A 26,635-nucleotide genomic window follows, 5' to 3' on the forward strand; every position below is an offset into this window, starting at 1 on the left:
GCAGATTCATTATAATAAAGCCGATCAATTAATGATGAAGCGCTTTGTACAAAACCATTCTAAAATACACACTTCCTCAAAAATTTAGAAAGCGCGGCAAATATTTCAAATCTCTATCCACCCGCTAACTGCATCAATACAGACCATGCAATCTGAATGGCATCCGCTGCATAATCCATCCAAAATAAATGACCAGCTGAAGTATAATTGCAGCTTATGTCACATAATTTATACAAGAAGGCAAACAGTTTAATTCATTATCTAGGAGATAAAAAAATCCAAGCATTCGGCACAAATACAATAACCGCTGCTCTTAGAAACATCCTGATTGAGCACAGCAGATATCCACCCCACTGCCTGCACAAAAACCAAAACCGCACTTAATGTATTATTTTTATTAATATTTTTTAATTCAAACATTCAATCAACTTTATAATACTGGCTTATTCAGAGGATTCTCCGCATTTTGAATCAAGCCTGATTCCATAACCGCCTAAGATAGTTCATATTATTTTTCAATAAGGCTATGAATAAACAGTTCAACTATTTTTTGATACATAATTAAACCAGTGCAAGCTGTATACTTAAAATGCGTGCGAATCAGCGGCATCTTATGGTATATTCCATAACAATGCTGGTATAAAATCATACCGTTTTAAATTTATATTTTGGGTATATTCAGCCTAATTAAGCAACTTATTATTTTTATAAAACAGGATTTCGAGTGAGTTACTACCGTTACAGCATTATGTTGGCATTAAGTCTAGGAATGACGGGCTGCGCCATAACTTCAGGCCTGCAGACCTATGATTTGCCCAGTGAAGGTGTTTACCAAACTGACTTAGGAACTCAAGTCAACGTAGTACAGCTTACTCAGGAGAGCTTAGCGGCTGTACAGCCAGCTCAAATCAATCAGCAAAGTTATGCCAATTTATTTCATGCTGGACATAAAAATTACCGCTTAAGCCCTGGCGATATCTTATCCATTTATTTATGGGCCTATCCGGAAATCACCCCGCCAACCAATACAATAAACAACGAAGAAGCCATTAATTCCAACGGCTACCAGATTGATCAGCAAGGCTATATTCAATTTCCGGTTATCGGCCGTTATAAGGCTGCCGGCAAAACTTTAAATCAAGTCAATCAGGAATTGCGCAGCCAGCTCTCACGCTACCTTAAAACCCCAGACGTAGTTGCACGGGTTTTATCATATCAGGGGCAGCGTTTTTCGGTACAAGGCAACGTCATGAAAGGCGGGCAATTTTCTTTGAGTGATCAGCCTGTCAGCATTTATAGCGCTTTAGGCATGGCGGGCGGCGTCAATACCCAATACGGCGATAACACCTCCATCACTTTAGTGCGCCAAGGGCAAACCTATAACCTAAATAGTATTGAGCTGGAAAAGGCTGGCTACTCTCTGCATAATTTGCTGATTCAGCCGAATGACACGATTTACGTCAATTCCCGGGAAAATCAAAAAGTTTATGTCATGGGCGAATCCGGCAAAAACCAGTCTCTGCCGATGCGCGACCAAGGCATGACTTTGAGCGATGCTTTAGGTGAAAGTTTAGGTTTGAATCCACTATCTGCCAGCCGCGGAAAAATTTATGTGGTGCGCAGCAGTCCAAGCAATCCGATGACTGAAATTTATCATTTGAATCTCACCAGCATTGGCGATTTTGGCCTTGCCAATCAGTTCAAGCTGCGCAGCAACGATATTATTTATGTAGATGCTTCAGGCTTGGCGCGCTGGCAGCGGATTATCAACCAAGTTATTCCATTCTCCAACATGATTTATAATATGGACCGTTTGGGACAATAATGCAGATTAATAATATTTTGGTGGTCTGCATTGGCAATATTTGCAGAAGCCCCATGGCGGAATATTTTTTCAAACAGGAATATCCCGCTTTGCGCATTCATTCCGCGGGAATCTCCGGACTTACTGGCCATTCAGCAGATGAAAAAGCGCAGCTGTGCATGCAGCGCTTAGGCATTGACATGTCTGGACACGTTGCGCGCAAGCTGAACGCAGAATTAATTAAACAGGCAGATTTGATTTTGGTCATGAGTCAAAATCAGCAAAAGCACATCGAACAAGCTTGGCCATTTGCGAAAGGCAAGACCTTCCGCCTCGGGCACTGGCAAGGTAAGAATGTGGCTGATCCCTATCGGCATGATCAATCTGTATTTGATGAGACCTGTCAGCTGATTCAGCAGTATGCTGCAGACTGGAAAAAACATATTTAACTGAATTTGAACTACGATTATGAGCCAAAATACCAATACTGAAGATACAATTGACTTAAAAGAACTGTTTTTTTCTTTAATCGCGCAATGGAAGCTGATTGCGCTTTGCGTCATCTTAAGTTTAGTGTGCGCACTGCTGTATCTTAGAGCAACGCCAGATACTTATGCAGTCAATGCATTGGTTCAAGTCGAAGAAAGCAAAGGCGCTTCAGCAGCCTTACTGGGCGATCTGTCCAGTATGATTGATCAAAAGCAGCCCGCTCAAGCCGAAATCGAAATCTTAAAATCACGCTTGGTCTTAGGCACCGTCATTCAAAATCTGAATTTAGATTTGAAAATTTCCGGTACGCAAAATTCTTTTACAGACCGTCTATTTGCGCCGCATGACTACAGCACAGAGTATCTGTCAAAATCTGTTGTGTTCAAAGATGACGAAAAAGCATTTGAAGTGCGTAAATTTATTGTTCCGGCAGCCTATCGGGATAAACAGCTGGAACTGCATTTTGCAGGCAATAAACTCAATATAATAGATCCAAAAACTGATCAGACTGTATTTAGCGGCAGCATCAATGCCAATAATCAGCTGCAGACTCCGCAAGGCCTATGGCAAGTCTCGATTTTCAGCCAAGATCAATTTAAAGATGCTTACTTAATCGAAAAACAGTCTTTGCCTGCAGCCGTCGACAGTATTTTGGCAAATTACGCTGTTGCTGAAAAAGGCAAAATGACCGGCGTGCTGGGTTTAAATTATCAAGGCCAAGATAAACAGCACATCACCAAAGTATTGAATTCAATATTGGCCGCCTACAGCCAGCAAAATATTGAACGCCGTTCGGCTGAAAGCGCGCAGACCTTGAAGTTCCTGGATGAACAATTGCCGGATCTGAAAAAACAGCTGGATGTTGCAGAACGTGAATTCAACAAATTCCGTCAGCAATACAATACGGTTGATGTCACCAAAGAATCTGAACTGTATTTGACCCAAAGCGTTACTTTAGAAACGCAAAAAGCGGAACTGGAACAGAAAGTCGCTGAAGCAGGCGCGAAATATACCAGTGAGCATCCGGTAATGCAGCAAATGAATGCCCAGCTGACGGCATTAAATAAGAAAATCGGCGAACTGGAAGGCACCTTAAAACAGCTGCCTGACTTGCAGCGCCGCTATTTGCAGCTATACCGCGAAGTGGAAGTTAAAACCCAGCTGTATACCGCCCTGCTGAACTCTTATCAGCAATTGCGCATTGCCAAAGCAGGCGAAATCGGCAATGTCCGTGTCGTCGATACGGCGGTTGAGCCGATTGAACCGATTGCGCCCAAAAAATTGCAGATTTTAATTCTGTCTATTTTCCTCGGCGGCTTCTTAGGCACCTTGCTGGCCTTGCTGCGCAATATGATGCGTTCCGGCATTAAAGATTCTACCCAAATTGAAAATGAGCTGGACTTGCCTGTTTATGCCACTGTGCCGCGTTCACCTATGCAAGAAAGCCGCATAAAATTGCTGAAAAAGAAAAAGCATATTCCTGTACTTGCGGTTAAAAATGGCGATGACATTGCCATTGAAAGCCTGCGCAGCATGCGTACCGCCATTCACTTTGCCTTAAGCGCAGCGAAAAATAATATCATTATGATTTCTGGCCCTGCGCCAGAAGTCGGCAAGTCGTTTATTTCAACCAACCTGGCCGCCATTCTAGCGCAAAGCGCTAAACGTGTGCTCATCATTGATGCAGACATGCGCCGCGGCTATTTGCACAAATACTTCAACACCGATAATCAGCCAGGCCTTGCTGATTATCTGAATGGCTTTCAGGAACTGGACGCCATTATTAAGCCAACGGAAATTGCGGGCTTAAGCGTCATTACCCGCGGCAAAAATCCGACAAATCCATCAGAGCTGCTCAGTTCAGCAAAATTTGCAGCCCTGCTGGAACAGCTGACGCCAATGTTTGACCATATCATTATTGATACTCCGCCAGTGCTTGCCGTGACTGACGGCATTATCATTTCACAATATACAGGCGTGAACCTAGTAATTGCCCGTTATGCGAAAACACAGATGAAAGAGCTGGAACTTACCGTCAACCGCTTTGAACAAGTGGGCGTGAAAGTCAACGGCATCATTCTGAATGACATTCAGCGCGCGGCCGGCGGTTATGGATATGGCTACGGCTATAACTATTCTTATGGCTACAAGGCGGCCAAAGAACAGGATTAATTGTTTTTCAATCCAAAAAGCCAGTGCCGACACTGGCTTTTTGAGTTTTTAAAGGATAAATTCAATAAGCGCCTTTTTCGCATTATTGTATGAAAAATGTTTTATATATTCAGTATTTTATAGAATAATACCCTAAAGATGTCTATGATAATTTTCTGGGCTGCAGTCACTTTAGAAAACTGCTGCTGAGAAAAGTCTGCTAAAATTTTGGCAACTTTTTACATATAAAATAATTGTGGGAAAATTTATGAGTAAGGCCCTACCCATTGCTGTCGCTGTTCTTCTAGGCGGTGCTGCGCTTGTTCCAGTTTATTATGCAACTCAAAAGCCTGCTGTGCAGGCAGCGACTTCCACCCAGCCTCCTGCAAATGCGTCAGCAGTAGAAAAGATCAGCTATGCTTTGGGCTACGAAGTTGCGCACCAGACACCGCCTGAACTTAACATTGACAGTTTTGTTACCGGTGTCCGCGCCGGCCATGCGCGCGCTCAGCCAGCCTATACCGAAGAAGAACTGCAGCAGGCCTATGTTCAGTTCCAGCAGGAAATGCAGCAAAAGCAGCTGGATCAAACAAAGCAAGCAAAAACCAGCAGTGATTCTTTCTTAGCTGAGAATGCGAAAAAGCCTGGCGTGATAACAACAGCATCCGGCCTGCAGTATAAAATCACGCAGGAAGGCACAGGCAAACAGCCGGCTGCAAATTCTGTGGTGACGGTGCATTATAAAGGCCAGCTGGTGGACGGCAAAGTCTTTGACAGCTCGATTGCGCGCGGCGAACCGATTGAATTTCCGCTGAATCAGGTGATTCCGGGCTGGACTGAAGGCCTTCAGCTGATGAAGGAAGGCGGCAAAGCCACACTGTATATTCCATCTAATCTGGGCTACGGTGAGCAAGGCGTACCGGGAACGATTCCGCCAAACAGTACTTTAATATTTGATGTTGAACTGATTAAAGTGAAATAACAAAAATTTTAAGGAGAGCCGGCTACGCTCTCCTTTCTTTATTTTTTGAGATGCCTATGAAAATTCAGATGACCCTGCTCTGCCTTGCACTATGCGCCAGCAGTACATTTGCCAAAGAAATTAACAACAAAAGCAGCATATCAGAACAAGTCGGCTACAGCTTCGGCTACAGTTTCGGCCGCAGCAATGCAGACGCCATGAAAGATATGGATGTGAATGCATTTATTGAAGGCTTGAAAACAGCGACTCAAGGCAAAAACGCATCTCTCAGCGATGAAGAAATAACCCGCGTACTGACTCAGTATAAAAAACAGTCTGAAGCAAAACAGCTGATTGAACTCAAGCAGAAAGCCGAGCAGAATGCAAAAATCGGCGCCGCTTTTTTAGCAGAGAATGCAAAAAAAGCGGATGTGAAAGTGACTAAATCCGGCCTGCAGTATCAGGTATTGAAAGAAGGCCAAGGCAAATCGCCAAAGGTGAACTCTACTGTAAAAGTAGACTATGAAGGCCGCTTGATTGACGGCACGGTTTTTGACAGTTCTATTGCGCGCAATCAGCCGGCCAGCTTCCAAGTCAGCCAAGTGATCCAAGGCTGGACCGAAGGCCTTCAGCTGATGAAGGAAGGCGCCAAATACCGCTTTTTCATTCCTGCCAATTTAGCATATGGGCAAATCGGTTCGGGTGATGCCATTGAGCCTAACAGCACTCTTATTTTTGATGTTGAGCTGATTGAAATCGCCGCCAAATAAATCATTACAATTTTTTCAGCATGCAGCGCTTTAATGCGCTGTATGCTTTTATCCGCACCGCTGATGTACTCTTTAGCGTATTTTTATCTTTTTTTCATTTCGCCTGCTGCCGGTGAATATACATCCTTTTCTTAATCATTATTAATAAAATCAGATTATTATGCTTTAATCATGGCATTGGCCATCAAACAGGGAGCGATACATGGCACTGAAAATTAAAACACGTGAAATCGAATATACTGCTGCCGACGGCGCCAAACTGATCGGCTATTTTGCAGCGCCTGAAACTGATGCTGCCGTGCCGGGAGTGATTGTTGCGCCTGAATGGTGGGGCCGCAATGAATATACAGAGCAGCGCGCACGCGAATTGGCTGAACATGGCTATGCTGCCTTGGCCATTGATATGTATGGCGGTAAAAAAGTTACCACTGCGGTCAGTGACGCCTCCGCATGGATGATGCAGACTTTCGAAGACCCTGAAACCATTGTTGTCCGCGCAGCGGCTGGATTAAACACTTTGGCGCAGCAGCAAGAAGTCAATGCAGCCAAGCTTGCGGCGATCGGCTTCTGCTATGGCGGCAAAGTGGTCCTGGACTTAGCCCGCTCAGGCGCCGATTTGCGCGCTGTTGCAACCTTCCATGCCGCATTGGCGCCAAAAGCTCCGGCTCAGGAAGGCAAAGTTAAAGCGGAAATTTTAGTGATGCACGGCGAGCTGGACAGCATGGTCACCTTAGACGATGTCGCAGCCTTCCGTCAGGAAATGCATGCAGCCAAAGTCGAGCACGAAGTGATTATTTTTGAAAATGCAAAGCATGGCTTCAGCAATCCATTGGCCGACGAGCGCGCCAAAGCCAACGGTGTTGATTTAGGCTATAACGCAGCTGCGGAAAAAGGCAGTCTGGATGCAATGTATGCGCTGCTGGATCGCCAGCTGAAAAGCAAAGAATAAGCAAAACGCTAAATGAAGTTGAACTGAATACTGATTTGGAGGATTGAACAATGACTGACAGCAACTGCCCTTACTGCAATTATGATGAATATGACGCAATTGCAAAAAATGACTTTGGTGCCATCTTGCCAGAACCTCACAGCCTGTCAAAAGGCCATTGCGTCATTATTCCCTTGCGCCATGTCCGCTCTTTTTTTGACATTACCGATAAAGAGCGGAAAAGCCTGATGGCTTTACTGGAACAAGCCCGCAATGAACTGAACCTGCTCCATCATCCTACAGGCTTCCATATTGGTTTCAATGACGGCACAGTGTTTGGGGAATCCATTGAACATTTGCATATTCATATTATTCCGCGCTATGAAAATCAGGCCTTAACGCTGGATGAGCGCTGGGGCATGGCAGGCTGAAAATTCCTGCATGTCAAAAAGGATCTTCGGATCCTTTTTTTGTCCGCCTTAAGCAGATTTCATTATTCTGCAGATGCGGAAAACTCCTGAAAAGATTCCATGTATACTGAGGCAGTTTTTCTGTTTGCTGTTCACTTCTATGTTTGTATTTTCAGATGTCCTGCTGTCTTGGTTCGATGTTCATGGCCGCCATGACCTGCCTTGGCAAGTGGCAGATGATCCCTATAAAGTCTGGGTGTCTGAAATTATGCTGCAGCAGACCCAAGTCAAAACCGTGCTGCAATACTTCGAGCGTTTTATCGAACGCTTCCCAACGGTTGAAGCTTTAGGGACAGCATCATGGGATGAGGTTGCGCCCTACTGGGCAGGCCTGGGCTACTATGCCCGCGCACGCAATCTGCATAAAGCCGCAGGGGTCGTGGCCCGCCAGGGGCATTTTCCTGAAACCTTGGAACAATGGATAGAACTGCCGGGCATTGGCCCATCTACTGCAGGCGCACTGATGTCTTTAGGATTGCGCCAGTACGGCGTCATCATGGACGGCAATGTCAAACGCGTGCTCGCGCGCTTTTTCGCCATTGAAGATGATCTGTCTAAACCCGTGCATGAGCGCAGCATGTGGCAACTGGCCGCTGAACTTTGTCCAACTGAACGCAACCATGACTATACCCAAGCCATCATGGATTTGGGGGCAACCGTGTGTACCCCGAAAAAACCGCTGTGTTTATGCTGCCCGATGCAGCAGCACTGTAAAGCCCATGCACAAGGGCTAGAAAATGAATTGCCTTTTAAAAAGCCCAAGAAAGCTGTGCCTGTGAAGTCTGCCCAAGTTTTGGTGCTGCGCCATCACAATCAGTGGCTGTGGCAGCAGCGCCCGAATAGCGGACTGTGGGGCGGTTTATGGTGTTTACCTATTTTTGAAAACCGTGATGAACTCACGCAGCTGTGCCAAAGCCTAGGGCTGAAACAAGTCTCGCAACGCGCTGGAATTTCACATAGTTTCACCCATTTCACTTGGCAGCTTGAAGCGCTTTGCTTTGAGGCGGATGCCGATCAGCTCGAACATTTCAGTATAGAACTGGCCAGCACATGGCTAGACATACAAAACGTCACAGAAATGGGCATCCCAACCGCGATGAAAAAATTGATCTCGGCAATTCAACTGTGACATAGTCAGGTAATCCATTGGGTTTAACCTGACACTTTAAAATTAGATCACTGAAAGAATAAAGGATTGTCCGTGCGCTATTGTTTGCCCCGCCTTTCTGCGCTTGCCAGTTTAAGTTTTGTGCTTCTGCTGCTCGCAGCTTGCCGCACCGCGCCGCCTGCGCCAAGCGGAAGCCCGCTGCCTGCCTCAAAAGTCCAGCAGCTGAAAAATATGCGTTTAGCTCAGCAGCTGCCTGTCCCCGTTCAGGGCATTAAGCGTCATGGACTCAAAGATACTTGGGGCGCTTCACGCAGCCAAGGCCGCGCGCATGAAGGCATTGACATCTTGGCTCCACGTGGAACAAAAGTATACAGCGCTACAGACGGGCTGATTGCTGACTTACGCAATAACAATTTGGGTGGTAAAGTGATCTGGGTCATGGGGCCTGCGGGATCATGGCATTACTATGCGCATTTAGACAGCCACAAGCACGGCCTGAATGTCGGCGACACAGTCAAGAAAGGCGATCTGATCGGCTACGTCGGCAATACCGGCAATGCGCGCAGCACCGCGCCGCACTTGCATTACGGGATTTACCTGAATGGCAAAGGCCGCGGCGCAGTCAACCCCTTCCCTTATTTACGCTAATTGTTAGGAATTATTCATGTCAGAAGCATTGATCAACCGTCTAGTCGAATTTGCTGAATCAGGCAATCAGCAGAAAATTGTCTTAGCCGGACAAAGCTATCAAGGCTGGATTATGGAAATTACTGAAGAAGCCTTATTAATCAGCACCGGCTATGCCGATAAATCCGGTAAAGACGTCTGGATTCAGTTTACAGACCTGGATCAGGCCGAATTATCCTACTGGGACAATCAAGGCAGTCAATGGGCTGAATTTAAGCTCTAAGGCCCTGCCGCTTTATAATTTAGGAGGATTCGAATGACTGCGCAGCGCTGCGGCTGGTGTTCCAATGACCCGCTCTATATTGCTTACCATGATCATGAGTGGGGTCAGCCGCTGCATGATGAAAAACAGCTATTCGCGATGCTCTGCCTCGAAGGCCAGCAAGCCGGGCTGTCTTGGATTACCGTCCTGAAAAAGCGCGAACATTATCACCGCCAGTTTTTCCAACATTCCATCGAGCAGATTGCGGCTTTCAGTGATATAGACTTAGCCGAGAAAGTCCAAGATGCAGGCTTAATTCGCCATATCGGAAAGCTGACCGCCATTCGTGACAATGCGGTTGCATGGCAAGCGCTGAAACAGCAAGGCATCAACCCTGTCGAGTGGCTCTGGAACTTTGTCGAGCAGCACGCCATCAACAATGATGTCCCGGACTACCGCACAGCGCCTGCGCAGACGCTTCAAAGCCAAAATATGTCAAAAAATCTGAAAAAACAGGGCTTTAAATTTGTCGGACCCACCACCTGCTATGCCTTTATGCAAGCGGTGGGCATGGTCAATGACCATGAAAACAGCTGCCATTTTAAATAAAAGCACATAAAAACAGGTAAATAAGGATATAAGATATGACGGATAACACCATTCGCGCTTATGCGGCGATGCAGGCGGGCGCAGCTTTGCAGCCCTATCAATTCGATGCAGGCGAACTGCAGCCGCATCAGGTCGAAGTCAAAGTCGAATACTGCGGCTTGTGCCATTCCGATGTTTCGGTGATTAACAATGAATGGAACTCTTCGGTCTATCCGGTTGTCGCGGGCCATGAAATTATCGGCACCATCCGCCGCTTAGGCTCCGAAGCCAAAGGGCTTAAACTTGGACAGCGCGTCGGTATTGGCTGGACAGCAGAAAGCTGCCAGCACTGTGACCCCTGTGTATCGGGCCAGCAGGTGCTCTGTACTGGCGGATCAACAGCAACCATCGTCGGCCATGCTGGCGGCTTTGCCGACAAAGTCCGCGCAGGCTGGCAGTGGATTATTCCTTTGCCTGAAGAGCTGGACCCTGAGTCCGCAGGTCCTTTATTGTGCGGCGGCATTACCGTTTTTGATCCGATTTTAAAACACCAAATTCAAGCCATTCACCATGTCGGAGTGATTGGCATTGGCGGTTTAGGGCATATCGCGATTAAGCTGCTCAAGGCATGGGGCTGTGAAATTACTGCGTTCACCTCGAACCTCGACAAAACTAAAGAGCTCAAGGCCATGGGCGCAGACCATGTGGTGAATAGCCGTGATGTGGATGCGCTTAAAACCCAGCGGGGCAAGTTTGATCTAATCCTCAGCACCGTGAATGTCCCGCTCAATTGGCCGGCCTATATCAGTACACTGGCGCCGAATGGCACAATCCATCTGCTAGGCTTGCCTCTGGAACCCATCAAGCTGAATGCAGGCAGCCTAATCGGCGGAGCCAAGTCCATCACGGGTTCGCCGACAGGCTCACCTGCAGCATTGCGTCAGCTGCTCAAATTCGCTGCACGCAAAAACATTGCGCCGCAAATCGAACTGTATCCCATGTCACAGTTGAATGAAGCCATCGAGCGCCTGCATTCAGGGCAAGCCCGCTACCGTGTGGTGCTGAAAGCGGATTTTTAAAACGGCTGGCATGTGCACAGCATAAAAAGCCTGCTGCTAAGCAGGCTTTTTATGCGCCGTTATTCAGGATGCATTCACCTGCACAGCTGTTGAGAGCCCATGCTTCACCCAATGCGCCAGCTGCAATATGGCCTGCTGAATTTCTGCCGAGAGTTCATGGCCGGCATTCAGGCGAATGCAGTTGTTATAGCGCCGGTCCTCCCCAAACAGCAGTCCAGGCACAATATTGATGCCTTGCTGCAGCGCGTGATAGTACAGCGCCAAACCGTCCACGTGCTCAGGAAACTGCAGCCATAAAGCATAACTGCCCTGAGGATGATTGATCCTCACCGCCACACCTGCAAAAGCCTGCACAATAAACTGCCGGTACTGTTCCACCTGCTTCATGAGTTTCGGGCGCAGCTGGCTCAAATGCTGGCGGTATGCCCGGCTGTAAATTAAATCCGCCAGCCCCAGCTGCAAAGGCGTATTGACTGAAATATTCTGAATTATCAATTTGGCATGCAAATGTTTCAGCCGCGGCGGTATGCAGAACCAGCCTACGCGGTAAGAGGGAGATAAGGATTTTGAAACCGAACCGCAATAAATCACATAGCCCTGCTGGTCCCAATACTGAATGGGCAGAGGCCGCGCTGCACTGAAGCTGCACTCAGCGTAGATATCATCTTCAATCACATGGCATTGATATTTGGCCGCCAGCTGCGCAATCTTTTGCTTTTCCGCGTTGCTGAGGCAAAAGCCCAGCGGGTTTTGAAAATTAGCCGTCAGCAGGCAAAGTTTTGCGCCTGAATACTGCATGGCCTGTTCCAGCCGCTCCAAGTCAAAGCCTTCGGTATCTGCAGGAATTTCAATAATTTTACGTTTCAGCAAAGCCAGCAGCTGCAGCTGGCCATTATAATTGGGCGTCGGAACAATAATGCTGTCCCCTTCCGCGCTTAAGCTTTGGATCATGACCGACAGTGCCGGCATGCAGCCATTGCTGACATAAATCTGCTCTGGGGCAATATGAAAGCCGTCTTCAGACCAATGCGCCGACAGCGCTTCACGCAGCCGCACATGCCCCTGCCGGTCACTGTATAAAAAATCTTCGGGCTTGCAGTACTTCAAGGCGCGCTGTATCGAACGGCTCAGCGCCTTAGAAGGAACAAGGTTGGGAGAAAGCTGAATCGAGCCTAAATGGATCAGCTTGCTGTCAATCGCGGCTTCATGAATCTGAATTTGCAGTTCCAAATTGGAAATTTCACGAACTTTGGGCTGAAAATCCGGATGCTCAGGCACCGCAATTTCACGGCCAGGCGCCTGCTCCTGCACAAAATAGCCGGACTTTTCTTTAACGTAAATCAAGCCATTGGCTTCCAGCAATTCATAGCAGCTTCTTGCTGTATTCAAACTGATCCGCTGCTGCGCTGCAAACTGGCGCAAAGAACTGAGGCGCTGATCTGCACTCAGTTCCCCGGTATAAATTTTCTGTGTAATTTGCTGCGCCAGCAGCTGGTACTGAAAGGCCATACTGTACCCATTTTTTAATATTTACTGTATCTGTACCCAAAACATTAACATATTTAAGCTTGCAGTACAGTTTTTCAATCAGATACAGGAGCGATTCATGAAAACAATAACAATGCCCTTCACGCTTTTCAGCCTATGCCTTTGCCTGATGGCCTGCCAGCCTCAACAGCCCAATGCCGCTGCGCAGCAGCAGAACTTTATCTGCAGCGCATTGATTGAAGGATTTTTAAAGTCTCAAAAACTGACGCATTATCAGCTTTGGAAAATACAGCCCACGCTCCACAGCACCGCGAGTCAGCGCTTATATATCTATCAAGCGCAGGGATCAAACCATATGAATATTCTGCCCCAGCAGCAGAAACTGCGCTTTGCCTGTGAACAGCTGTCTGCACGCCAGTTTCAGCTGAAATTGTCTGATCCGCAGCATGAAAATGCTGTCGCGCAGTTAAGTATTGAGCTGCCCGAACCGATGCAGCTGAAAACCCTCACGGCATTCAGCCTTCCATCCGAGCAAAGTGTTCAGCCCGAATAGGGCTGAAGCGCCTTAATGCGGGCTATTTCAAAATGGCCGGCAGCTCAATCGCCCCTTGCGGTTTTGCCAATTCCGCTTTCATTTTCTGCAGCATTTGATAAGGCTGCTGCTGCACAAACATATTGGTCACAGACAGCGGAATAGAGCCCTCAGGATTGGCATAGCCGTAGGTCGACACCTTCACTTTCTGCGGCCCCAGCTTTTGAAAGGCCCAGTCGCCTTCGTAACTGGTTAAGCGCACATAATTGCTATTCAGCGGATAGCCTTTCTTTAGCGCTTTATTTTGAATGCTGATAATGCCCTGCGCATCTTTGGACATTTTACCCTGCACAATTAAATCGCGGTCTTTTAACGGGAATGGAAAATCCAGCACCATATACAGCTGAAACTCGCCTTTTTTATCATCCCGATACAGCAGCTTCATCTTGCCCAAAAACGGCACCCAATCCACCGCATGATCCACATTTAAAATGAGCGCGACAGCCTGCTCAATCGGCACATTTAACGTTGTTTCCGCTTTATACATCATCACGGGATTTTGACTGTCCTGATAGGTCCAGACCTTAATATTGTTTTTATTCAAGCTAAGTTTCGGGCTGCCCGCAGGCGCAGCCTGTGCCGAAACGCTCAGCGCTGCGGCACAGGCCATCAATATGACTTTTTTCATTCCATTGTTCGTCTTATTTTAGTTTTCTATGATTTTTATAGCGGATTTTGATCCAGATTTATACCTGAATATCGTTAAATCCCAGCACATCCTTCATGTCATATTTGCGCGGTTCACGGCCGACTACCCAGGCAGCGGCGCGGACAGCGCCAGCAGCAAAGTTCATGCGGTTGGTGGCTTTATGGGTAATTTCAACACGCTCGCCTTCGCCAATAAACATTGCTGTATGTTCACCGACAATGTCGCCGCCGCGGATGGTTTGGAAACCGATGCTTTGACGTTCTCGCGGACCGGTGTGGCCTTCACGGCAGTACACCGCATCCTGCTTTAAATCACGGCCCAGCGTTTCAGCAATCGCCTCACCCATCATTAATGCAGTGCCAGACGGCGCATCAACTTTGTGGCGGTGATGCGCTTCAATAATTTCAATATCCACGGTATCGCCGAAAACTTTCGATGCCAGCTCCAGCAGCTTAATCGAAACATTGACACCCACTGAATAGTTTGCGGCATACACCACAGGCGTTTCCTGCGCGGATTCATCCAAATGCGCTTTCTGCTCATCGTTCATACCGGTTGTGCCAATCACAATCGCCACACCGGTTTGACGGCAAAGTTCAAGATGATGCGCTGTCGCTGCCGGCGCAGTAAAATCAATCACCACATCACAGTCTTTCAAGACCTGTTCCAGACCGCCAGCGACTTTCACGCCTACCGCGCCAATGCCTGCCAGCTCGCCTGCGTCTGCACCCACCAGGCTGCTTTCCGGACGCTCCACCGCTGCCGCCAATTGATAGCCGGCCTGCTGAACCGCTTGAATTAAGATGCGCCCCATGCGGCCGCCTGCACCCAATACCCCAATGCGCGGATTTGCTGACATAACCTTTTCCTAATGCTGATTCGAAATTGCTCTTACTATAGCAAAACTCCTGAGCTTGGCTAAGTTCGGCGGACAAAAAATCCTGAAAATTCTGCGGGCTGTTTTCGGCGCGCCATTCCTGTTGCCTGCCGCTGCAGAAAATGCAGCGCTTTTTTATATCTTGCGCATTTCGATGTATGATAAGCGCGTTTTTTCCACGATGATCAGGCATGAGAAACTTCCTGTTTGCGCTCGCTGCAATTTTTATGTTTATTGCATGGCTGCACCCCATTCATTACCGGCCATGGGCAACTTATTTAGGCGAGCTGTATGCTTTTTTTGCGCTGTTCGCTTTAGCGGCAGCGTTCTTAAGGCAGCACATTCAGCTGCCGAAAATCACCTTGCCCATCTTCGGGCTGGCGCTGATTCCGCTGATTCAATTCGCCTTCGGCCATGTCTATTATTTCAGCATCGCGCTGCTGGGATTCCTGTATGTCTTTTCGTTCTGGATGGCTATTGCCATCGGCTTCAGCCTAAGCAGCCAGCCGGACAGCCGTGAGAAAACCTTCCTCTATTTAAGCTACACCTTTCTCGCTGGCGGTATCGCCACAGCCCTGGTGGCGATCTGCCAGTGGCTGAATTTTGATGAGCAGCTGAGCTGGATTATGATGAATATCAGCGGCAGCACCCGGCCATTTGCCAATTTTGCCCAGCCCAACAACATGGGTACATTCCTGCTGATGTCCCTGCTGGCCTGCCTTTATCTGTATGAGAAGAAAGCTGTCGCTACTCAATGGCTGGTTCTGGCTGCGCTGCCCATTCTGATTGGCGTAGCGCTCAGCCAGTCACGCACCTCTTGGGTAGCTTGTATTGCGATTCTGCTGTATCTGTCTTATCAGCAGTACCGCCACGTCATCCGCCTGCCATGGCGCTACAATGCGGTGTGGCTGGCCTGCTTTGCCGGATTGATTTTTTGCCTGCCGGAAATCAGCCAATGGCTGGCGCAGGTGTCTGGCTTGCAGATGATCGAAAGCCGTGATGTGGCGCAGCGTGCTGGCGGAGATATGTCGCGGCTGGCCATTTGGCAGCAGATGGCGCATGCTCTGGCGGCGCAGCCCTGGTTTGGCTATGGCTGGTATCAAACCAGCACCGCCTTCGTGTCTATTTCCGATACCTATCAAGGCCCCGTCTGGGTCCGCAGTTCACATAATTTTATTTTAGATTTTCTGATTTGGAATGGTGTGCTGGTTGGCGGGCCATTTCTGATATATTTCGGCTATTTAGGCCTTCAGCTGCATAAGCGCGCGCAATCAGCGGCAGCGGTGATTGGCCTGCTCATGATTGGTGTTTTCGTTATTCATGCCATGCTGGAATTTCCGCAGAATTATGCATACTTCCTGCTGCCTGTCGGTTTTATCCTGGGCACCGTGCTTGCGCAAAAAACGGATACGGCCGCGCTAACGCTGCCGCCTGCCTTTATGCGTACTGTATTCATTATTGGCCTTGTATTGCTCGCCGCAATTTACCGGGATTATGATGTGCTGGTGCCTAAAATGGATCAGGCTGCCCGCTTTGAAAAAACCCCAGAAAAGATTACCCGCAATGACCGGATTTTCTTGCTGACGGAGTTCAGCCACCGCATTGATCTGATCCGCGCGGACCCTTATCAGCGCATGTCAAAGGCTGAGCTGGATGAAGTTGAAAAATTGGTCCGCAGCTATCCAACCAAATACAATTTGACCAAATATGCCAAAATGCTGGCCTATAACGGTTATGAAGCTGAAGCGAAGCATCAGCTGCAGCGGATCAAGATCATTCAGAAAAAAGATTTAAGCTACGAAGAGCTAATCAAAGATATGCCGTCAAAATAAACAGCGCATCTGTGTATCAGCACGGGCTATTCGTGTCTTATTGATCATTCCAGCCTAAAAAAAGAGCCTGCAAAATGCAGGCTCTTTTTTTATCGCGCTAATTTAATCACATTAGTCAAATAGGCGGTCAAAGAATGATTTTTTCTTTGGCGACGACCGGCTGCCTTCGCCATCCATGGTTTCCTGCAGCTCTTTCAGCAGTTCACGCTGACGCGCCGTCAAATGGACAGGAGTTTCCACCACAATACGGCAGAGCAAGTCACCCTGCATGCTGGTGCGTACCGGTTTTACCCCTTTGCCGCGTAAACGGAACAGCTTGCCGGTTTGTGTGCCTTCAGGAATTTTCAGGCTGACACGGCCATCCAGCGTCGGAATCTGAATTTCTTTACCTAAAGCCGCATCCGCAATGCTGATCGGCACATCCATATACAAGTCTGCGCCGTCACGCTGGAAGATTTCATGCTCACGCACCACCACTTCCACATACAGATCACCTGACTGGCCGCCGCGGATTGCTTCGCCTTTGCCGCTTAAGCGCACGCGGTCGCCGTTGTCCACACCTGCAGGAATCGTGACTTCAAGTGTTTGCTGACGGTCTGATACCCCTGAACCATGACATTTATTGCATGGATTCTTGATGATTTTGCCTTGGCCGCGGCAGGTGCTGCAAGTTTGCTGCACCGAGAAGAAACCCTGCTGCATGCGCACTTGGCCTGCGCCATGGCAGGTTTTGCAGGTTTCAACATCATTTGGATTTTTCGAACCGTTGCCGTCACAGGCATCACACGGCGCCGGCGCAGTAAAGGTAATGGTTTTCTTCACGCCTTTGACCGCTTCTTCAAGCGTCAGTTCCATCACATAGCGCAAATCCGACCCGCGGCGCGCGCGCTGCTGGCCGCCACGGCCGCCGCCGCCAAATGCGCCGCCGAAAATGTCGCCGAACTGGCTGAAAATATCTTCTGCGCTGAAGCCGCCAAAACCGCCGCCTGCTCCGCCCATGCCGCCTTCAAAAGCCTGATGGCCCATGCGGTCATACATGCTGCGCTTTTCGCCGTCCGACAGCACTTCATAAGCTTCAGAGGCTTCTTTAAATTTTTCTTCAGCTTCCGGGTTGTCTGGGTTGCGGTCTGGATGGAACTTCATCGCCAACTTACGGTAGGCTTTTTTAATTTCATCATCACTAGCGGTTTTAGCGACACCCAAAACCTCATAATAATCACGTTTAGCCATGACTGGCGATGCTCCTCACGGAATTTAATTAATACTTAACTGAGGTCTGAAATTGGGTTCAAACCAAGTTTTACAAGGGGGGAGCTGGAAAAAAATCTGCAGGCTTAGAAAACTGCTTTATTTTTGAAAAACTTAGAAATGCCTTTAATCCAGGCATTGAGTAAATACAGAAAGGCGATACAGGAGAATACCACTCCTGCTACAGTGCAGCCCGTCACCCATAAATAGGTGTCCCAATAATAGAAAAATAATGGGATAAACCATAAGGCAGCAAAACACGCCAAAATAATATAAATAGTGATGGTGCGCATGACCCATAATGCGTGCGCCTGCATCCAGACTTCCGCTGAATCCAGCTGCGTAACTTTACGGGCAAACCAATAGGCCAATAGGCCGCTCACAACGGTAAACAGCGCAAAAAACATGAAGACATAAGAAATCGCTATATAGCGGCGATACTTGGTAATGTTGTCTGTCGTCATGTCTGATTCAACCCCATCCACTGCCCATCAAATCCCTGAATACGCGCAGTGAATTGCTTATTAAAATTATCAATAAAGATTAAGTGCTACTATATTGAAAAAAACAATATTTCGCACCCAATTTTATGAAACTTTTATGGATTCTGCTGAATTTTTTTCACCTTGAACCACTGCGCATACAATGCAGGCAAGAAAAATAGAGTCAGCAGCGTTGCAATAATCAATCCGCCCATAATCGCAACGGCCATCGGGCCGAAGAAAATACTGCGTGACAGCGGAATCATGGCCAGCACAGCCGCCAAGGCGGTCAGCACAATCGGCCGGCAGCGGCGCACAGCGGCATCCAAAATCGCATTCCATGGATCATGCCCCGCTTGAATATCCTGCTCGATCTGATCAATCAAAATCAGTGAATTGCGCATGATCATGCCAGACAGCGCAATCGTGCCCAGCATCGCCACAAAGCCAAAAGGCTTATTGAACAGCAGCAGGAACAGCACCACACCAATAATGCCTAAAGGCGCTGTCAGAAAGACGATAAAGGTGCGCGACATGCTGCGCAGCTGAATCATCAGCAAGGTCAGCACAACAGCCAAAAACATCGGCATGCCGGCATTGACTGAGTTTTGACCGCGGGCAGACTCTTCCACGGTACCGCCCACTTCCAGCAGATAGCCGCTTGGCAGCTGGCTGCGCAATTCAGCCAAAGGCTCAGACAATTCATTGACTACGGTTGCCGGCTGCAGTTTTGTGCGGATATCCGCGCGCACTGTAATAGTCGGCAAACGGTTGCGGTGCCAAATCAAGCCTTCTTCAAAACCGTATTCAATTTTTGCAATTTGCGCCAAGGGCACCGAGCTGCCCGATGCTGTCGGAACCGCCAAACTGCTGAGCGAGCCGACATCTACACGCTCGGCTTCATCACCGCGCATACGGATTTCAATCAGCTCACGCTTTTCACGGAATTGGTTAATGGCAGCGCCGCTGATGGAACTGTTCAGGAAATTGGATAAGTCCAGCGTATTTACCCCCAATTGGCGAGCGCGGTCCTGATCAATGTCCAATTTAATGACTTTGCTGGGCTCGCCCCAATCCAAATGCACATTGGTGGTATTTGGATTGTCACCGACCTTGGCAGCCACTTTCTGCGCCCATTCACGCACCTGTCCCAAATCTTCGCCAGACACGCGGAACTGCAGCGGATAGCCGACAGGCGGGCCATTTTCCAGCAAAGCCACACGGGTGCGCGCTTCCGGCAGCAAGACGCGGATTTTTTCACTCAAACTGCGGCGGATTTCATCCCGGTCATCCAGCGAGGATGCCAGGACCACAAACTGAGCAAAACTGGCCTGCGGCAATTGCTGATCCAGCGGCAAATAAAAACGCGGCGAACCGGTGCCGACATAAGCCACAAAGTTGTCGATGCCCTGCTGTTTAGACAGAAAACTTTCCACTTTGCGTACAGCCGCTTCTGTCGCTTTTAATGAAGCGCCTTCTTCCAGCTTGATATCCACTACAATTTCGGCGCGGTTGGAGGGCGGGAAGAACTGCTGCGGCACCAATTTGAACATCAGCACGGACAGTACAAAAATCCCCACCGTCGCCGCAATCACGGTTTTGCGGTAAGTGACGCAGGCATTGACCCACTTTTTAAAATGCTGATAGAACTTGGTCTGATAAGGATCATGCTGTTCCCCAGCATGGTGCACCATTGGCTCAGGTTCCGGCTGCCTGCGCAGGCGCGCCCACAGCCGCTGATACCACGGCGCACGCTGCACCACATCTTTATTGAAGTCCGGCAGCAGTTTGTCGCCCAAATACGGGACAAACAGCACCGCGGCAAACCACGATACAATCAGCGCAATGGTCACCACTTGGAAGATGGAGCGGGTATATTCACCTGTGCTGGATGCCGCAGTCGCAATCGGCAAAAAGCCGGCAGCCGTAATCAGCGTGCCTGTCAGCATCGGAAAGGCGGTCGTGCGCCACGCATGGCCCGCAGCCTGCAGCCGCGTATAGCCCTGCTCCATTTTAACCGCCATCATTTCCACGGCAATAATGGCGTCATCCACCAGCAGGCCCAGCGCGAGAATCAGAGCGCCAAGGGAAATTTTATGCAGGCCGACATCAAACAGATTCATGCCGGCAAAGGTCATGGCCAGCACCAAGGGAATGGAAAATGCCACCACCAAACCGGTGCGGAAACCCAATGAAAAAAAACTCACCAGCAAGACAATGATGACCGCTTCCGTCAGCACCTTCATAAATTCATTGACGCTGCGCTTTACCGCTACAGGCTGATCGGACACTTTTTGCAGCGTCATGCCCAGCGGCAGCGCTTTCTGCAAGGCGGCAAATTCGGTTTCCAGATTTTTGCCCAGCGCCAAAATATCGCCGCCCTTGCGCATCGATACCGCAATGCCAATGCCGTTTTCCGCCATAAAGCGCATGCGCGGCTGCGCAGGCTCGCTAAAGCCGCGGTAGACGTCAGCCACATCGCCCAGCTGAATGGTCTTGCCATTAATCAGCAGCGGCATTTGCTTCAGTTCTTCTACGCTATGCAGGTTGCCGCTGGCGCGGACTTGAATGCGGTCAGAATGGGTTTCAAAGAAACCCGCGCTGGCAACGGTATTCTGCTGCTGCAAAGCCTGCTGAATCGCGCTGACCGGAATCCCCAGCTGAGCAGCTTTGGTATTGGACATTTCAATCCAGATTTTCTGATCCTGCAGGCCAATCAAATCGACCTTGCTGACATCTTTGACCCGCTGCAACTGCAGCTGCAGGCGGTCGGCATAGTCTTTCAGCGTGGCATAGTCAAAATCTTTGCCGGTCAGCACATAAATATTGCCGAAGGTATCGCCGAATTCATCATTGAAGAAAGGCCCCTGCACGCCGCTCGGCAGCTGGTGCTTAATATCATTGACCTTTTTGCGCACCGTGTACCAGACATCCGGAATGTCCTTGGAACGCAGGGAATCTTTGGCAACAAAAGTCACCATGGATTCTCCGGGGCGTGAATAGGCCATAATGCGTTCATACTGGCCGGTCGTCATCAGCTCTTTTTCAATGCGGTCAGTGACCTGCATCGATACTTCTTTGGCGGTTGCCCCAGGCCAATAGGTCTGAATCACCATCACCTTAAAAGTAAAAGGCGGATCTTCACTTTGCGACAGCTTGGAATAGGACACAATGCCGACAATGCCCAGCAGCAGCATAAAATACAGCACCAGGCCTTTATTTTTCAGCGCCCATTCCGAAAGGTTAAATTGCATATTTAGCCTCCCGCCTGAATGGTCACTGGACGGTTTTCACGGTCAATCGGCTTAATTTTCTGCTTTTCACGCAGCAGATGCACCCCGCCAATCACCACATAGTCTGACGGTTTCAGGCCGCTGAGCACCGGCACACTGTCGCGGCCATAAGCGCCCAGCATTACAGGCGCTTTATGCACGGTATTGTCCGGGTTGACGGTCAGCACATAAGCCTGCTGCCCCTGCGCAGAAACGCTGGACAGCGGCACATTCAGCTGGCCGTTGTCTGTCTGGCTGAAAAAGACCCGCGCGCTTTGCCCCAGCTGAATCAGCGCATTGCCTTCCCGCAGCGCCACTTTCACAGTGTAAGTGCGCGACTGATCCGCCGCTGGCGAAATTTCACGCACATAGGCGTTAAACTGTTCGTTCGGCTTAGACCATAAAGTGACTTTGGCCGGCTGGCCTGGCTTAATTTCTGCAATCGCCTGTTCCGGCACACCAATCACCACTTCCCGCTCGCCATTGATCGCCAGCTGATATGCCGGCTGACCCGCTGCTATCACTTGACCGGCTTCAATATTGCGCTCGGTAATCACCCCATTTTTTGTGGCGGTCAGCTGGTTGTACTGTGTTTGATTGCTGCTGACATCATAAGCCGATTGCGCCTGCTTTAGATTTGCCTGTGCCGTTTTATATTGGTTTTCAGCGGCATCGTATTGCGAACGGCTGACGGCATTGATCGGCAGCAGCTGCTGAAAGCGCTTCAATTCACTTTCTGCAGTTTTGACTGCAGACTGCGCGCTGTCCAGCTGGGCGCGGTTGGCATTTTTCTGCAGTTCCGCATCTTTCACATCCAAGCGGGCCAGCACTTGCCCAACCCTGACCTGATCTCCAACGTCTACATAGCGCTCAACAATTTGACCGGCCACGCGAAACGCCAAAGCCGTCTGCTGCCGCGCCTGCACTTCGCCGGCATAGCTTTTTTGATTGACTTGCACAGCACCCGGCTGTGCCACCATCACCAATGGGACTTCCTGTTCAGCAGACGCCTGATCCTTGCTGCATCCCCCTAAGGTCACGCCGCAGACAATAATCATGCTGGCAACAGCGGTTTTTATCGTGCTCATGAAGCTCGCTCTTATATCAAAGTAGTTTTTAAGGCAAAATAGGCCTATTAAAAATTGATTGTTTTTTAATTAATAAACCATACGGTACACTAATTGTTAATTTAAGACAAAATCAATGACCTGAATGACATTTTTGGAATTTTTTTGCACATGAATGCTGGACGTCCAAAAGACTTTGAAAAACGCAAGCGCATCCTGGATGCAGCCAAAATCTTATTTTTAGAATGCGGCTATCATGGCTGCAGCATGAATAAAATTGCGCAGAAGGCCGATACCACTAAACTGACGGTGTATAACCATTTCCAAGATAAAGAAAGCCTGTTTACAGCCGCCATTGCAGAAACCTGTGACAAGCTGATCAGCGCGCAGCCGATTCATTTGTCGGCAGACAGCAATTTCCTGCAGGCGCTGCAGCATGCCTGTGAGCTGTCTTTAAACATTGTCAATCTGCCGGAAGCGCTGAAAATGGAATATCTGCTGCTGGAACTGGCTTCGCAGCATAATCCGCTGGCGCAGCAGTTTTACAATGCCTCGCATCAAAAGCTCTGCGGTTTATGGGAAAATTTCTTTGAACAGGCGGTTGCGCTCAAATTTATCCGTCCGGATGTCCCCCGCACACAAACCATGCTGATTTTTTCATTGCTGCTGGGCCTGCGCCATCATGAAGTCTTAATGGGCATCCGGACTGTTCCCGATCATGCAGAGCGGCAGCAGATTATTCAGGACAGCATGGCGCTGTTTCTGCTGCGCTATGGAACTGGCGCCTGATGGCTAAGGTATTTTTCTCTTAAATTGGCCGCGTCAAGTCTGGATCGGCATAAACATTGCTATTTTCTAAGCAAACTGAATCCGACTTTTGTCTGTGCCTGCTTGGATTGTCATTGAATCGGGGTATATTCAAAGTCAGAACAACCGGAGAATGCGAAAAAATGATTCAACAAATTGATGCTCCATTACGTGACGATGTACGATTGCTGGGCAACCTGCTGGGCGAAACCCTGAAGCAGCATGCTGGACAAGATTTGTTTAATCAGGTTGAACAGATTCGCGCCCTTGCGAAAGGCGCACGCGACGGGCAGGCTGAAGCGGAAAAGCAACTGGAACAGCTGTTCCTCAGCCTGGAAGATGATGAAATTCTGCCGCTGACCCGCGCGTTTACCCATTTTTTAAACTTTGCCAATATTGCCGAGCAGTACCATGTGGTGCGCAGCCGGCGTCAAAGCGAATTTGATGAACAGGCGCCATCGCCCAACCCGCTGGATCATTTATTTCAAAAATTCAAAGACCGTGACATTTCGGCCGAAGCGCTGTATCAGCAAATCTGCGAATTAAAAATTGAACTGGTACTGACCGCGCATCCGACTGAAGTCAGCCGGCGCACTTTGATTCAAAAATATGACGGCATTAATGACTGCCTGTTTAAGTTCGATCAGCAGAAGCTGACCCCGCGAGAACGCCAAGCCGTATTGGACGATTTAAAACAGCTGGTGTGTTCTGCCTGGCAAACCGATGAAATCCGCCAGCACCGCCCAACCCCTGTCGATGAGGCAAAGTGGGGCTTCACTACCATTGAACAGACGCTATGGAATGCTGTGCCGAAGTTCATGCGTGAATTGGACAGCATGGTCACTGAACATTGCGGCCAGCAGCTTCCGCTGACTATTGCCCCTGTCCGCTTTGCCTCATGGATGGGCGGCGACCGCGACGGCAATCCGAACGTGACCCATAACATCACGCAAGAAGTGCTGTGGCTGTCGCGCTGGAAAGCCGCCGACCTGTATGTGCGCGACATTGAAGCCCTGCGCTGGGAACTGTCAATTGAACAGTGCAGCGCCGAATTGCGCGCCGCTTTAGGTCAAGACCACCCGGAACCGTACCGTGAATATCTGCGTGATACCCGCCAGCGCTTAAAAGCCACCCGTTACTGGCTGGCGCAAAAACTGAAAGGTGAAGATGCAGATGACAGTCAAGTCATCCGAAGCAAAGATGAACTGCTTCAGCCGCTGCTGCTGTGCTACCGTTCACTGATAGATTGCGATCTGCCTGAAATCGCCAATGGCAAACTGCTGGACTTTATTCACCGCGTGAATTGTTTCGGCATTGAACTGCTGAAACTGGACATCCGCCAAGAATCCGGCCGCCACCGCCAGGCAATTTCCGCCATTACAGAATATTTAGGCCTGGGCAATTTTGAAACGTGGACCGAACAGGCCCGCCAGAACTTCCTGCTGCAGGAACTGCAAAGCAAGCGTCCGCTGCTGCCAAAGCATCTGAATGAACCGGAACAGAGCCTGATTGAACACCCTGATGTGCAGGAAGTCTTTGCCACCATGCGCACATTGGCGGAACAGCCGTCAGAAAGCTTAGGCGCGTACATTATTTCGATGGCGGAATATCCAAGCGATGTGCTGGCCGTGCTGCTGCTGCAGAAAGAAGCCGGCATTCAGCAAGCGCTGCGGGTGGTGCCATTATTCGAGACATTGAAAGATTTGGATGGCGCCGCAGCCACCATGCAGACCTTATTCGGCATGCATTGGTATAAGCAGCATATTCAGGGCAAGCATGAAGTCATGATCGGCTATTCTGACTCTGCTAAAGATGCCGGCTTTATGTCTGCCAACTGGGCGCAGTACCGCGCGCAGGAAGAATTAACAGAGATTGCAAAGAAACACGGCGTGCAGCTGACCCTATTCCACGGCCGCGGCGGCTCAATCAGCCGCGGCGGCGCGCCCACCCAGCAGGCGCTGTTCTCACAGCCGCCGGGTTCAATTTCAGGCGCGATCCGGGTCACCGAACAAGGCGAAATGATCCGCTTTAAGTTCGGCTTAGAAGGCATTGCCTTGCAGAATTTGGAAATTTATACTGCAGCCACCTTAGAGGCGACGCTGTTGCCGCCGCCTGAACCTAAGCAGGAATGGCGCGCGCTGATGCATAAAATGACTGAACTGTCTGTGCAGGTCTACCGCCAAACCGTCCGTGAAAACCCGCATTTCGTCAAATACCTGCGCACCGTAACCCCCGAACTTGAACTGCAGATGCTGCCTTTGGGCTCACGCCCGGCCAAGCGTAAAGTCAGCGGCGGCATTGAATCCTTGCGCGCCATTCCATGGGTCTTTGCCTGGACGCAAATCCGCTTGATGCTGCCGGCATGGCTGGGCACTGGCGCAGCGATCAACCAAGTGCTGGATCAGGGGCAAAAAGCCGTACTGGAAGAAATGCTGCATGAATGGCCTTATTTCCAAACCCTGATTGATATGCTGGAAATGGTGCTGTCCAAATCGGACAGCCATGTCGCGCTGTACTATGAGTCGCATCTGACGCAGGATGAAGATTTGAAAGCCTTAGGCGAAGAACTGCGCCAGCGCTTGCGCGATGCGGTGCAGACCTTGCTTGCGCTGAAAGGCGAATCCAAGCTGCTCAGCAGCAATGACGTGCTGGATCAGTCGATGAAAGTGCGCAAGCCATACCTGCTGCCGCTGCACCTGCTGCAGGCAGAATTGATGAAGCGCCGCCGCGCCTATCTGGCTGAACGTCAGGCGGAAAACACCCCGGTCGATCATGCCCTCATGGTCAGCATTGCCGGCATTGCTGCAGGTCTGCGCAATACCGGCTAAGGCCCCAAACCCAATAAAAAGGCATATCCAAGGATATGCCTTTTTATTGACCATTTATTCTATAATCCATACATTTAATCATAAGTTAAATCAAAAAAATTTATGACCGCCCTCTGCGGGCTTTAAATTTATTAATCACTGATTTAACGCTATTTTTAAAATAAAAAACTTTTACCGTGCGGTAAAAAATAATGAAAAGTCATAGGATTAGTTTTAATTTTTTTTTTATTGCAGTGATTAAATCTTCCAAAAAAGA

Annotated in this window: 23 protein-coding genes; 16 read left to right on the plus strand and 7 right to left on the minus strand. The window is 49.1% G+C overall.

All coding sequences use genetic code 11. From position 1 onward, the window contains the following. Positions 1 to 748 precede the first annotated feature (748 nt). The 12 genes from F941_RS13420 to ahr all read left to right on the plus strand — a co-directional run bounded on the left by F941_RS13420 (position 749) and on the right by ahr (position 11,237). Positions 749 to 1,825, plus strand: coding sequence for a polysaccharide biosynthesis/export family protein (locus F941_RS13420; protein ID WP_081400547.1), 1,077 nt, complete (start codon positions 749 to 751; stop codon positions 1,823 to 1,825). Further along, the gene (locus F941_RS13425; protein WP_005012263.1) at positions 1,825 to 2,253 is read left to right on the plus strand and encodes a low molecular weight protein-tyrosine-phosphatase; all 429 of its coding nucleotides are present in this window, start codon (positions 1,825 to 1,827) and stop codon (positions 2,251 to 2,253) included. The genes F941_RS13420 and F941_RS13425 overlap by 1 nt, the downstream gene beginning before the upstream one ends. A gap of 19 nt (positions 2,254 to 2,272) precedes the next feature. Then, the gene (locus F941_RS13430; RefSeq protein ID WP_005012264.1) at positions 2,273 to 4,465 is read left to right on the plus strand and encodes a polysaccharide biosynthesis tyrosine autokinase; all 2,193 of its coding nucleotides are present in this window, start codon (positions 2,273 to 2,275) and stop codon (positions 4,463 to 4,465) included. Positions 4,466 to 4,712: 247 nt separating this feature from the next. Continuing rightward, positions 4,713 to 5,426 carry a BamJ family beta-barrel-assembly machinery protein gene (locus F941_RS13435; RefSeq protein WP_005012265.1) on the plus strand — a complete coding sequence of 238 codons (714 nt, stop codon included), beginning with the start codon at positions 4,713 to 4,715 and terminating at the stop codon, positions 5,424 to 5,426. Between the two features lie 56 nt (positions 5,427 to 5,482). Further along, positions 5,483 to 6,175: a BamJ family beta-barrel-assembly machinery protein gene (locus F941_RS13440; protein ID WP_005012266.1), complete on the plus strand. Its 693-nt coding sequence runs from the start codon at positions 5,483 to 5,485 to the stop codon at positions 6,173 to 6,175. Positions 6,176 to 6,377: 202 nt separating this feature from the next. Further along, positions 6,378 to 7,124, plus strand: coding sequence for a dienelactone hydrolase family protein (locus tag F941_RS13445; protein ID WP_005012267.1), 747 nt, complete (start codon positions 6,378 to 6,380; stop codon positions 7,122 to 7,124). A gap of 50 nt (positions 7,125 to 7,174) precedes the next feature. Then, on the plus strand, positions 7,175 to 7,534 hold the full coding sequence (locus tag F941_RS13450) for an HIT family protein (RefSeq protein WP_005012269.1): 360 nt from the start codon (positions 7,175 to 7,177) through the stop codon (positions 7,532 to 7,534). A 139-nt stretch (positions 7,535 to 7,673) separates the two neighbouring features. Then, entirely contained in the window at positions 7,674 to 8,702 is a 1,029-nt protein-coding gene (gene mutY, locus F941_RS13455; RefSeq protein ID WP_005012272.1) for an A/G-specific adenine glycosylase, read from the plus strand. 84 nt (positions 8,703 to 8,786) lie between these two features. After that, a complete protein-coding gene (locus F941_RS13460) occupies positions 8,787 to 9,329 on the plus strand; it encodes a M23 family metallopeptidase (protein ID WP_026253473.1) in 543 nt (180 codons plus the stop codon). Between the two features lie 16 nt (positions 9,330 to 9,345). After that, positions 9,346 to 9,591: a hypothetical protein gene (locus F941_RS13465; RefSeq protein ID WP_005012281.1), complete on the plus strand. Its 246-nt coding sequence runs from the start codon at positions 9,346 to 9,348 to the stop codon at positions 9,589 to 9,591. Positions 9,592 to 9,624: 33 nt separating this feature from the next. Beyond that, entirely contained in the window at positions 9,625 to 10,179 is a 555-nt protein-coding gene (locus F941_RS13470) for a DNA-3-methyladenine glycosylase I (protein ID WP_005012287.1), read from the plus strand. Between the two features lie 35 nt (positions 10,180 to 10,214). After that, entirely contained in the window at positions 10,215 to 11,237 is a 1,023-nt protein-coding gene (ahr, locus tag F941_RS13475; protein WP_005012296.1) for an NADPH-dependent aldehyde reductase Ahr, read from the plus strand. Between the two features lie 63 nt (positions 11,238 to 11,300). Here the strand turns inward: ahr and F941_RS13480 are convergent, their stop codons facing one another. Further along, on the minus strand, positions 11,301 to 12,746 hold the full coding sequence (locus tag F941_RS13480; protein WP_005012297.1) for an aminotransferase-like domain-containing protein: 1,446 nt from the start codon (positions 12,744 to 12,746) through the stop codon (positions 11,301 to 11,303). Positions 12,747 to 12,843: 97 nt separating this feature from the next. Here F941_RS13480 and F941_RS13485 point away from each other — a divergent pair, with 97 nt between their 5' ends. After that, positions 12,844 to 13,278: a hypothetical protein gene (locus F941_RS13485; protein ID WP_005012298.1), complete on the plus strand. Its 435-nt coding sequence runs from the start codon at positions 12,844 to 12,846 to the stop codon at positions 13,276 to 13,278. A 22-nt stretch (positions 13,279 to 13,300) separates the two neighbouring features. Here the strand turns inward: F941_RS13485 and F941_RS13490 are convergent, their stop codons facing one another. Then, entirely contained in the window at positions 13,301 to 13,945 is a 645-nt protein-coding gene (locus F941_RS13490; RefSeq protein ID WP_005012300.1) for an SRPBCC family protein, read from the minus strand. A 58-nt stretch (positions 13,946 to 14,003) separates the two neighbouring features. Further along, on the minus strand, positions 14,004 to 14,825 hold the full coding sequence (gene dapB, locus F941_RS13495; RefSeq protein WP_005012302.1) for a 4-hydroxy-tetrahydrodipicolinate reductase: 822 nt from the start codon (positions 14,823 to 14,825) through the stop codon (positions 14,004 to 14,006). Positions 14,826 to 15,034: 209 nt separating this feature from the next. Between dapB and F941_RS13500 the strand changes: the two genes are divergently transcribed. Then, on the plus strand, positions 15,035 to 16,675 hold the full coding sequence (locus F941_RS13500) for a PglL family O-oligosaccharyltransferase (RefSeq protein ID WP_005012304.1): 1,641 nt from the start codon (positions 15,035 to 15,037) through the stop codon (positions 16,673 to 16,675). Positions 16,676 to 16,786: 111 nt separating this feature from the next. Here F941_RS13500 and dnaJ read toward each other — a convergent pair whose 3' ends face one another. The 4 genes from dnaJ to F941_RS13520 form a co-directional block, all read right to left on the minus strand. Beyond that, entirely contained in the window at positions 16,787 to 17,905 is a 1,119-nt protein-coding gene (dnaJ, locus tag F941_RS13505) for a molecular chaperone DnaJ (protein WP_005012305.1), read from the minus strand. Positions 17,906 to 18,009: 104 nt separating this feature from the next. Next, complete coding sequence (locus F941_RS13510; RefSeq protein WP_018573160.1) at positions 18,010 to 18,387, minus strand: hypothetical protein; 378 nt, start codon at positions 18,385 to 18,387, stop codon at positions 18,010 to 18,012. A 134-nt stretch (positions 18,388 to 18,521) separates the two neighbouring features. Then, on the minus strand, positions 18,522 to 21,659 hold the full coding sequence (locus tag F941_RS13515) for an efflux RND transporter permease subunit (RefSeq protein WP_005012307.1): 3,138 nt from the start codon (positions 21,657 to 21,659) through the stop codon (positions 18,522 to 18,524). Positions 21,660 to 21,661: 2 nt separating this feature from the next. After that, the gene (locus F941_RS13520) at positions 21,662 to 22,765 is read right to left on the minus strand and encodes an efflux RND transporter periplasmic adaptor subunit (RefSeq protein ID WP_005012308.1); all 1,104 of its coding nucleotides are present in this window, start codon (positions 22,763 to 22,765) and stop codon (positions 21,662 to 21,664) included. 150 nt (positions 22,766 to 22,915) lie between these two features. Between F941_RS13520 and F941_RS13525 the strand changes: the two genes are divergently transcribed. After that, positions 22,916 to 23,533 (plus strand): TetR/AcrR family transcriptional regulator, encoded by a 618-nt coding sequence (locus F941_RS13525; protein ID WP_005012309.1) that lies wholly within the window; start codon positions 22,916 to 22,918, stop codon positions 23,531 to 23,533. Between the two features lie 161 nt (positions 23,534 to 23,694). Further along, positions 23,695 to 26,379, plus strand: coding sequence for a phosphoenolpyruvate carboxylase (gene ppc, locus F941_RS13530; RefSeq protein ID WP_005012310.1), 2,685 nt, complete (start codon positions 23,695 to 23,697; stop codon positions 26,377 to 26,379). The last annotated feature ends 256 nt before the right edge of the window (positions 26,380 to 26,635 follow it).

It is taken from the genome of Acinetobacter bouvetii DSM 14964 = CIP 107468 (assembly GCF_000368865.1).
GTDB lineage: Bacteria > Pseudomonadota > Gammaproteobacteria > Pseudomonadales > Moraxellaceae > Acinetobacter > Acinetobacter bouvetii.